Raw genomic sequence first — 8,588 nt, 5'->3', positions numbered from 1 at the left:
TTCAATGCTAAGAGATGGTGTTATGTGGGATACAGATAGCCTCAAAAATTAACTATTGACGCCATAGTCTCTTGTTATGTTTGTTATAACGACTTCACCCGCTCTATTACTTTGTCATATTCATCACGGTGTTTTGAACTGTGCAGGCACTCCTCTTTGGTACTAAAAACAGATCTGTTAGTAACGAAAACACAACGCCAATTAAAACAGCTCTCTGCGCTTTTGAAACTCTATCACGCTGCTATTGCGAATACATCTTAAACGCTTTGTTCTGCTTTATTTTTCTTGTTGATCGCATCAATGATGCCAGCAGCAATAACAAACAAAGTACCATTCAAGAATATCAGTAAACCAACAGTTTCATGAATCGAGCTTTTAGCCCCAGAAAAAACAACAAAGCCCAAAAAGTAAAGTAAAACGCCAACAGCAAAGAATAAAATTTGCATGATAAAGATCCTTATAATTTCAATTAAAAACATAACGCCCTGCTAAGGGGTGAGCAACGCAATATAAAAGCCACCGCAAACCACATTAATCACTAAATTCAACGCATAGTAAAAATGCCACGCGTTGCGAATCCCTCTTGAGCAGTTTGTTAGTCGCGAGGCACCGAGCGACAATTTTAAGCCGAACTAAACTTTGCAAACAACAAACTTTATGTGTTTTGATGCACTTTAGTCAGGCGTAGTCTCAAAGCGGTTATTCAATGAAACCACTTGGAACAAACAACGCTGCAGAAAACGAACTGACAACACCAAAAGGCGCTTTTGGAAAGCGAATCTCACAGTGCGGACTTTCAACAAAGTCACTGGAACCACGTGGAACTTGCAACACCAGAGAAAACGTCATTTCAGCGAGTAAATCTGCTTTTGTGCCCAACAAACTCACCGAGCGGAGTTGCAACCAAAAAAAGACTCTCGATTGCCCTGCTCTGTCAGCACCAAAGAACAAAACAACCGCTTGGACACTTGCAAAACCTTGGACTTTAAACAGCTGAAACTGAGTTTTGACCATCGACGATGAATCTATATACAAAACAAACAGCTGCCAAATTTTGAGCTCAGAAACATGATTTTGATTACTAGCTTTTTCTGGCGACTAACGCTTTCTATACGGCGATTTGCCGTTTTTCTGGCAGGCTACCGCCTTCTTTCTTATCAAAAGCGCTATCAATCGTAGCACTTATATGCATGAAACAAATAGAAAAACAGTATGAATATGTGTGGTGGCGCGCGCAATTAGGCGGCGCACAGCACGCTAATTTCAAAAGTGGTGATACATTAACGGGGCTGTATAAATAAACAGGTTAATTTATCATGAAAAGTCAGTTTTTACTTAGTGTAAAAGAGCACATGCTTACTCGTCATTATGCGAATAAAACTATCGAAAGTTATCTTTTTTGGATAAAACGTTTTATCACTTTTCACCAGCTCGCCCACCCATCAACACTAGCAGAAGATGATGTCATTCAATTTCTGAGTTACTTAGCGGTAGAAGAAAAAGTTGCGGTAAAAACGCAAGCTTTGGCGCTGAACTCAATATCATTTTTATATCGTGATTATTTTAAAACCCCACTATCACTTGATATGAGATTTCAGAAATCCTTGACCGAAAAGAAACTTCCCGTTGTGTTAACCAGGGAGGAGATCCGAAGATTCGTTCAGCATATCGACCCGAGGTATAGACTCCATATTCAGCTACTTTACGGCTCCGGGCTTCGAGTTATGGAATGTTTACGCTTAAGAGTTCAAGACATCGATTATGATTATGGTGCAGTTCGCGTTTGGCAAGGAAAAGGAGGTAAAAATCGTACAGTCACATTAGCCAAAGAACTACATGAACCACTCAAAGCTCAAGTTAATTTAGCAAGAAACTACTACTTTAAAGATAGGCACATGCCTGGTTATGCGGGCGTATATATCTCTGAAGGTTTACGACGTAAATACCCAAAAGCGGAGCTAGATTTTAACTGGCACTTTTTGTTTCCATCAACAAAGTTAAGCGCAGATCGAGACACTGGTGAACTCAGAAGGCATCATATCAATGAAAGCGCAATACAAAGAGCTGTAAAGCGCGCGGCAAGCGACGCAAGCATTGAGAAAACTGTAACTTGCCACACACTAAGACACAGTTTTGCCACGCATTTATTGGAATCTGGCGCAGACATTAGAACTGTTCAGGAACAATTAGGGCATACTGATGTAAAAACCACGCAAATCTATACTCACGTTATCGAGCGCGGGGCTGGTGGTGTGTTGAGTCCATTATCCAGCCTTTAGAAAAACAAAGCCACCTCGAAAGGTGGCTTTGTTTTATAACTCTTTATTGACGAACACCGAGTTTCACATTGCCTTTTGAATCAAACCAAAGTGCTTGCGAACGGCGACGTCCTATTAGTATCGGACCATCGTCATAAAAGAGAAAGTTCTTCCAGTGCTTTTTAAAAATAGACCATTTCGTTTCGATGACATTGTACTTCTCGTAGCAAAAGTAAACGGTTACATCGTCTTGCCAATCGATATGTGCCTCAGCTTCCGCTGGCATGTCAGGATCATCCGACTCCCACGCAACCATCCAATCCACAGTTTCAGACCAATTCGCCTCATTCATTGGCCAGTCTTGGGAACTAAGTCTATCCATATCAGGGCTTTGAGCACTGATATTTTCTTTCCAAAATTGTGCTGAGCGGGCTTGGCTCATCGGCTTAATAAAAGCCAAATCTTCTTCTGGCACAGGCATCGACTGATGCGTAAAAATCCATTTTCTTTGGTATTCGTCCAAAGGCAAATAAGACATTCAGTCTCCTTTATTACGATTTCAGCCAACCTTTCTCTGTGGCTTCTTCAATCAACTCTTTCGCTTTGTCCCATAAGGTAACAGAGCCAAATTCAATTCGTTTATTAATGGTAAGTGCTTGTTCGCGTGAGACACCATGTTCCTTCCAACTCTGACCATTATTATGGTAGTTCAAGAGCATTGGAATTAACCGATCGAGTGCTTTTGCATACTTAGCATCATCGGTCTGCGCGGCTTCAAATTCATGCCAAAGCGCCAATAGCTCTTGCTCCTGATCGCTGGGTAACATACCAAACAAGCGCTCTGCGGCTCTGATTTCTTTTTCTGCTTGCTCTTGAGACGCAGCAGTATCATAAACAAAGGTATCGCCCGCGTCGATCTCTACTACGTCATGTATCAATAACATTTTCATCACTCGGCAAATATCAACAGGTGCATTCGCATGCTCTTCCATCAATATTGCCATCAGTGCGACATGCCAACTATGCTCACCACTATTTTCGAGGCGCCCTTCAGCACTTTTAACTCGAGTTCGGCGCAAAATGCTTTTGAGTTTATCGAGCTCGATTACAAGTGCTAACTGCTTTTCCAATCGTTCCATACTATCGTCCTTCTGGCTGCCAATTCGGATTAATAAGCGACGTTAGGACGTGGTCTTGCCACTCACCATTAATCAAAAGGTAATCTTTTGCATACCCTTCTCGGTTGAACCCTACATGCTCTAGCACAGATTCACTACGTTTATTGTGAGGCATGTAGCCAGCTTGAATACGATGCAGTTTCTGGACATTAAACATGTAGTCGCAAGCCATGGTTAATCCACGACGCATATAACCATGCCCTTGCGCTTTTTCAGCGAGAGAATATCCGACGTTACAAGAATAAAAAGGGAAACGACTCAAACTACTAAAGGATATCGTACCTAGCATTTCACCCGAAGAGGCTCTGACTAAAAGGCAATAATACCCCAATCCCATTCGATGCAGCTCATTGAGCTTGATAAGCTTTTGCAACCAACCGTTCACTGAGAAAAAAGCCTCTTCACGTTTCGGTTCAAACGGTTTCAGGTATTCTCGGTTCGCTTGAAAATATTCGGCAATCATATCTGCGTCACCGATTTCAGCGGTACGAAGAAGCAAGTCACCGTCCAACTTATGAACGGCGATAGATGAGCTGTTATCTTCCATTACAAATGATTAATTCCGTCTTTTCGTTCAATTCGATTAATTCTTACGTATACCGTAATCACGCAGTTTATTAGCGATTGAGGTATGCGATACATTCAAGCGCTTAGCAAGCTTGCGGCTTGATGGGAATGACTGATACAAACGTTCCAGAACTTGAGATTCATAATCACGCATGATCTCATCCAAAGAACCGTCGATGTTAAGCGTTGCACTACCAGCGCCGACTGACTGAGGCTGAGGTAAATTGAAGTGATCCGCGTTTAGTATATCACCATCCATTTCCGTGAGCGCTCGAAGAACCATGTTATCCAGCTGGCGCATGTTTCCTGGCCACTGATAATTTGCAAGGGCATCAACTAGACCATCATCAAACTCTGGCTTATCAATCCCAAGCTGTTGAGCATGTTTCGCCACAAACAACTCAAGCAATGGTGCAACGTCGTTTGAGCGCTTACGTAACGGAGGAATGCTGAGCGTAAGTACGTTGAGACGATAATACAAATCTTCACGGAACATTCCTGCTTCAGAAAGCTCGGCAAGGTTATGTTTTGTTGAAGCGATGATACGAACATCGACATGCATCTCATCTTCTGCACCGACACGACGGAAATTACCATCCTGTAGAAAACGTAACAGCTTGATTTGAAGGTGCGAACTCATTTCACCGATTTCATCAAGAAATACCGTGCCGCCATTTGCTTGCTCAAAGATGCCTTTGTGGCCTTGTTCATGATTGAATGAACCCGGCGCATGACCAAAAAGTTCGGTTTCTGCTACATCGTCAGGCATAGAAGCACAACTCAAAACTAGGAATGGCTTGCTCGCGCGGCTAGAACGGCTGTGGCAAGCTTTAGCAAGCATTTCTTTACCAGTCCCCGTTTCGCCCTCAATCAACAATGGTTGGTCAAGCACAGACAGCTTCTTAGCTTGGTTCATTAGTGCTTTATGACGGTTCGATATACCAACAAAGTGCTCAAAACCCAGAGGATTATGCAGCGGTAGTGCTTCTTCAATTCTGGCAACTTGCTGACTAGAGCGAATCGTCATTAGAGTACTCGCTAGAGTCGAGTTTTGCGCTTCGTCTCGGATATAAACGGGCATCAACTCTAGAACATAGTCCAAGCCATCAATCACAAGGTTTTCCCGCGTTCGACCATTAACACCTTCAGACCAACGAGAGAAACGAACACTTGGTAACAAAGCACCGATTTGAGTACCAATCACTTCTTGCTTGTGAAGGCCAAGCAACGAAAGTGCAGACATGTTTGCCATGTCTACGGCACCTTTAAGATCAATGGCAAAAACCGGATCGGGCAAGTTATCAACTAACGAGAGCAGCTCCGTATTGTGGCGCTCCATCGGCATAAACTGGATTTTACGTACGTCTTTCACCCCCGGAATACGGCGGATTTCAGCCATCAGCTCACTAAACGTATCAAAATCAATATCCGGGCAATTCAAATAGATAATACCGCTAATATCGATTTCGATACCGCGCAAGTCGATGCTTTTAGACGCTAAAATATCGAGCAGTTCTCGGGTCAAGCCGAGTCGATCTTCACATAAGACTTCAAGACGCACTTAAAATATCCCAATTCACAACTGTCAGGAAAAGTTGACAGTAGTTTCTATCATGCTTGGAATGGCGTCAAGCAATCCTATCCATCAAAGTTGATATTCGTTACGGTTTCATCGTAATTGATGCAACTTTCGCCGCCACTGCCTTGCGTATGGTGCCCAACTTAACCTGACGGTCAGGATACCAGGGTAGTGGACGCAATAAGGTCATCGCTTTCAAGCCCAAACGTGCCGTTAGAATACCAACACCTAGTCCCTGCCCCGCACGAGCAGAAACTTTGCCAGCAAGATCCATCGACATCAAATCCATACTGGCATCAATAGCGATCTCACTGGCACCAGCCGCCGCCATATTGACAAATACCGCTCTTAGTAACTTGATGCGAGATGCATAACCTAGCTCTACCCCATATACCTTGGAGAGGTTGTCGATCATTTTGAAATTTCGCCAAGCCACCAGCAACATATCAGCGGCAGCCAGAGGGCTCACGGCGACTAGGGCCGCACACTCGGTTGCGTGCTGTGATACGATTTTCGTTGCCAACTTGTCTTGTTGGCTCACCACCATCGAGTCATACATATCAAGAATTTCAGCGTCACTATGAGCAGGGTTAATACTGTTCTGCCAACGATCAAAGCCCGGATTCTCTGCCATCACACCACTTTGTTCTGCTACGGTTTCGCAAAAGGCTTTCCCTTTCCCAACGCTCTCACTATTAACAAGTGCTTCTGCTTCTTCTTGAACACTAAAATGATTTCGTAGTTTTCGCAGTTTCCAAAGCTCTTTACCCATAGCTCCTAAACCAAGCGAAGCGATCGCAGCAATAAACCCCGTCCAGCTTAAGGCTAGCCAATCAGAAGCCTGAATTGCGGTTATAACCGAGTCCACCGCTTGCCAGCCAACCAGACCAGCAAAAGTTGCAAATGCGCCAGTCGCGAGCCATTTTCTGCCCGATTTTGGACGAATGACATGCTCGAGTTGCAATTCCTGTTCGGTCTCCTGGTGCGCTTCTTTAACTTCAACAGGTACAAATGTTTCTTTTTCGCCGAATGTTTGCTGCGCCGTCAATTCCGGTTGATTCGATTGCTGCTCTTTTTCCATTACCTTTTCAGAGAAAACTTGTTTTTGCTTCAACTCACTCATTTCAATTTATCTCCAATCAGGTAATCCAATGCTTTGTCTAAGCGTATGTGCTTCACTGGCTCATCATTCGGTGAGGGCATCGGACGAAACGACGTAAAATCAAACCCGTTGTTTTGCCAATACGCTGCATTTGGTAGCTTTTTCGGCACCTCTCCGGGAAACATAGTCATCGGCTCACCACCCAATGTTGTTCCTTGTAACGCCGGGATGGTCTTATCTCCAGAGGAAATAAACCCCGTCGTGGTTACTTGGATGGAAGCGATACTCATGCAGCTCATCTCAATATTCTCGTAGGCTGCCGTTTGCCATGCTGGATGCACCATTTGTTGGAGCAGAGACACCAAATTTGGGTGCTGATCGGGCGTGATATGATCCGCTTTTGTAGCAGCAAACAACACTTTGTCGATTTTTGGTGAGAACAAACGACGCAAAAAGCTACTACGACCATAGCGGAAGCTATGCATGATCTGTTCTAGCGCTTGGCGCATGTCGTAAAACGCTTCATCACCGGCATTGAGAGGCTGCAAACAATCCACCAGTACAATCTGGCGATCGAAGGTCGCAAAATGATGCTTATAAAACGCTTTCACGACTTTCTGTTGGTATTCCTGAAAACGGGCTTCTAACATCGCTAAGTTACTGCCCTTGGACGCTTTGCTTTCCGAATCAACACGACACGGAAAAAACTGTAGCACCGGCGCGCCTGCTAGCTCACCAGGTAATACAAAGCGGCCAGGCTGAACCCAATGAAGGCCAGCGTCTTTACAGGCATGAAGGTACTCGGTGTATGTGTGTGCAATTTTCTCAAGTAGTTTCTCATTCACTTCTGCAAAGAGATCCACTTTCTCCAGTTCAGAAAGCCAAGCTTTGGCTAAATCGCCACGCTGGCCTTTAAGTGCATCAAACTGAGTTTGCGACCACGTTGCAAAGTCCATGTCCAATAAAGGCAGGTCGAGCAACCACTCTCCTGGATAGTCGATAATATCAACATTTAAAATTGCGGTTTTACTCAACAGCTTTTTCGTAGTTTTATTTGGTTTGTACTTGAGCGCTAAGCGAATCTCACTCACATCACGTGTCGGTACTGGCCACTGAGGTGGAGTGGCATGAATTTGGCTCATCGCCTCATCGTAAGCAAAGCGTGGCACCATCATATTCGATTGAGGCTCACGCTTCGCCCCAATAAGGCGCTTATCTCTAGCCGCAGTCAAAAGAGGCAAATTGTCATGGGTTGCAGTATGAAGAAGCTGATTCACTAATGACGTGATGAATGCCGTCTTACCGGCACGAGAAAGTCCGGTGACAGCAATTCGAACATTAGAGTCCATACCTCTGTTGATAAAGTCATTAACTTCTTTCTTTATTCTCTTCATTACGCTTCTTTATCTTACTCCACTTTAAAACAACGTTGTCAGCGACTTCGAATTTCGATCTATGAATACTGTTCTATCCCGAATTCTATGAGTTTAACTTTATATACCTTAATAAAAGATGAACAAAACATCCGGCTTAATGCTGTGTTAAAAAAGAAAAGCCCCTGAGTGGTTCAGAGGCTTACTTAATCTACAGCATTAGTAACTCTATATGCGCTGATTACTATGTTAAACAGGAACCCGCTTTCTTTAAGCCTAGTCGTCTTCGATTAACTTATAGATAACAAATAGAGCGATTTCCAAAATCAACCACAACACACATGTGATGGTCACGTACTTTTCATCAAAGATGCTGATACCGTGAAGAATCAAGTCATAGCCAACAAAGCCACCTATCACTACAGCAAGAATAATTTGTAGAATCTGAATAAAACGAGGCATGCCGTCTCCTAATTATTGTTCGCATAACGTTTGATTGCTATGCCTAAAGGTTTATATCCTTAATTATAT

Annotated in this window: 10 protein-coding genes; 1 reads left to right on the top strand and 9 read right to left on the bottom strand. The window is 43.6% G+C overall.

Annotated elements, in window-relative coordinates; all coding sequences use genetic code 11:
- Window positions 1–257 precede the first annotated feature (257 nt).
- Window positions 258–446, bottom strand: a complete 189-nt coding sequence (locus R7Z49_RS15020; protein ID WP_025630558.1) for a hypothetical protein — start codon at window positions 444–446, stop codon at window positions 258–260.
- 253 nt (window positions 447–699) lie between these two features.
- Window positions 700–1,014, bottom strand: coding sequence for a hypothetical protein (locus R7Z49_RS15015; RefSeq protein WP_191116284.1), 315 nt, complete (start codon window positions 1,012–1,014; stop codon window positions 700–702).
- A 302-nt stretch (window positions 1,015–1,316) separates the two neighbouring features.
- On the opposite strand from R7Z49_RS15015, the gene R7Z49_RS15010 reads away from it, so the two are divergent.
- Entirely contained in the window at window positions 1,317–2,279 is a 963-nt protein-coding gene (locus R7Z49_RS15010; protein ID WP_017636093.1) for an integron integrase, read from the top strand.
- 43 nt (window positions 2,280–2,322) lie between these two features.
- On the opposite strand, the gene R7Z49_RS15005 is transcribed toward R7Z49_RS15010, so the two are convergent.
- From R7Z49_RS15005 to R7Z49_RS14975, 7 genes are all read right to left on the bottom strand, one after another.
- Window positions 2,323–2,796, bottom strand: a complete 474-nt coding sequence (locus R7Z49_RS15005) for a DUF2947 domain-containing protein (protein WP_054577705.1) — start codon at window positions 2,794–2,796, stop codon at window positions 2,323–2,325.
- Window positions 2,797–2,809: 13 nt separating this feature from the next.
- A complete protein-coding gene (locus tag R7Z49_RS15000) occupies window positions 2,810–3,397 on the bottom strand; it encodes an HD domain-containing protein (RefSeq protein ID WP_005376917.1) in 588 nt (195 codons plus the stop codon).
- A gap of 1 nt (window position 3,398) precedes the next feature.
- Window positions 3,399–3,983: a ribosomal protein S5-alanine N-acetyltransferase gene (gene rimJ / locus R7Z49_RS14995; protein WP_005388271.1), complete on the bottom strand. Its 585-nt coding sequence runs from the start codon at window positions 3,981–3,983 to the stop codon at window positions 3,399–3,401.
- A 36-nt stretch (window positions 3,984–4,019) separates the two neighbouring features.
- Window positions 4,020–5,564, bottom strand: coding sequence for a transcriptional regulator TyrR (gene tyrR / locus R7Z49_RS14990; protein WP_017820442.1), 1,545 nt, complete (start codon window positions 5,562–5,564; stop codon window positions 4,020–4,022).
- A 100-nt stretch (window positions 5,565–5,664) separates the two neighbouring features.
- Window positions 5,665–6,705, bottom strand: coding sequence for a YcjF family protein (locus R7Z49_RS14985; RefSeq protein ID WP_065274660.1), 1,041 nt, complete (start codon window positions 6,703–6,705; stop codon window positions 5,665–5,667).
- Window positions 6,702–8,078 (bottom strand): YcjX family protein, encoded by a 1,377-nt coding sequence (locus tag R7Z49_RS14980; RefSeq protein WP_186584876.1) that lies wholly within the window; start codon window positions 8,076–8,078, stop codon window positions 6,702–6,704. Before R7Z49_RS14980 ends, R7Z49_RS14985 begins: the two co-directional genes overlap by 4 nt.
- Before the next feature lie 255 nt (window positions 8,079–8,333).
- Window positions 8,334–8,519 carry a hypothetical protein gene (locus R7Z49_RS14975; protein ID WP_005376906.1) on the bottom strand — a complete coding sequence of 62 codons (186 nt, stop codon included), beginning with the start codon at window positions 8,517–8,519 and terminating at the stop codon, window positions 8,334–8,336.
- Between the last annotated feature and the right edge of the window lie 69 nt (window positions 8,520–8,588).

The organism is Vibrio sp. 1562, from assembly GCF_033340155.1.
In the GTDB taxonomy this organism is placed as follows: Bacteria; Pseudomonadota; Gammaproteobacteria; order Enterobacterales; family Vibrionaceae; genus Vibrio; species Vibrio alginolyticus.
This window is presented reverse-complemented; position numbering and strand designations above follow the sequence as displayed.

What these genes read in the sequence shown, in the direction of transcription:
- R7Z49_RS15020 (WP_025630558.1), bottom strand. Translation starts at nt 446, where the DNA reads ATGCAAATTTTATTCTTTGCTGTTGGCGTTTTACTTTACTTTTTGGGC.
- R7Z49_RS15015 (WP_191116284.1), bottom strand. Translation starts at nt 1,014, where the DNA reads ATGGTCAAAACTCAGTTTCAGCTGTTTAAAGTCCAAGGTTTTGCAAGT.
- R7Z49_RS15010 (WP_017636093.1), top strand. Translation starts at nt 1,317, where the DNA reads ATGAAAAGTCAGTTTTTACTTAGTGTAAAAGAGCACATGCTTACTCGT.
- R7Z49_RS15005 (WP_054577705.1), bottom strand. Translation starts at nt 2,796, where the DNA reads ATGTCTTATTTGCCTTTGGACGAATACCAAAGAAAATGGATTTTTACG.
- R7Z49_RS15000 (WP_005376917.1), bottom strand. Translation starts at nt 3,397, where the DNA reads ATGGAACGATTGGAAAAGCAGTTAGCACTTGTAATCGAGCTCGATAAA.
- rimJ (WP_005388271.1), bottom strand. Translation starts at nt 3,983, where the DNA reads ATGGAAGATAACAGCTCATCTATCGCCGTTCATAAGTTGGACGGTGAC.
- R7Z49_RS14985 (WP_065274660.1), bottom strand. Translation starts at nt 6,705, where the DNA reads ATGAGTGAGTTGAAGCAAAAACAAGTTTTCTCTGAAAAGGTAATGGAA.
- R7Z49_RS14980 (WP_186584876.1), bottom strand. Translation starts at nt 8,078, where the DNA reads ATGAAGAGAATAAAGAAAGAAGTTAATGACTTTATCAACAGAGGTATG.
- R7Z49_RS14975 (WP_005376906.1), bottom strand. Translation starts at nt 8,519, where the DNA reads ATGCCTCGTTTTATTCAGATTCTACAAATTATTCTTGCTGTAGTGATA.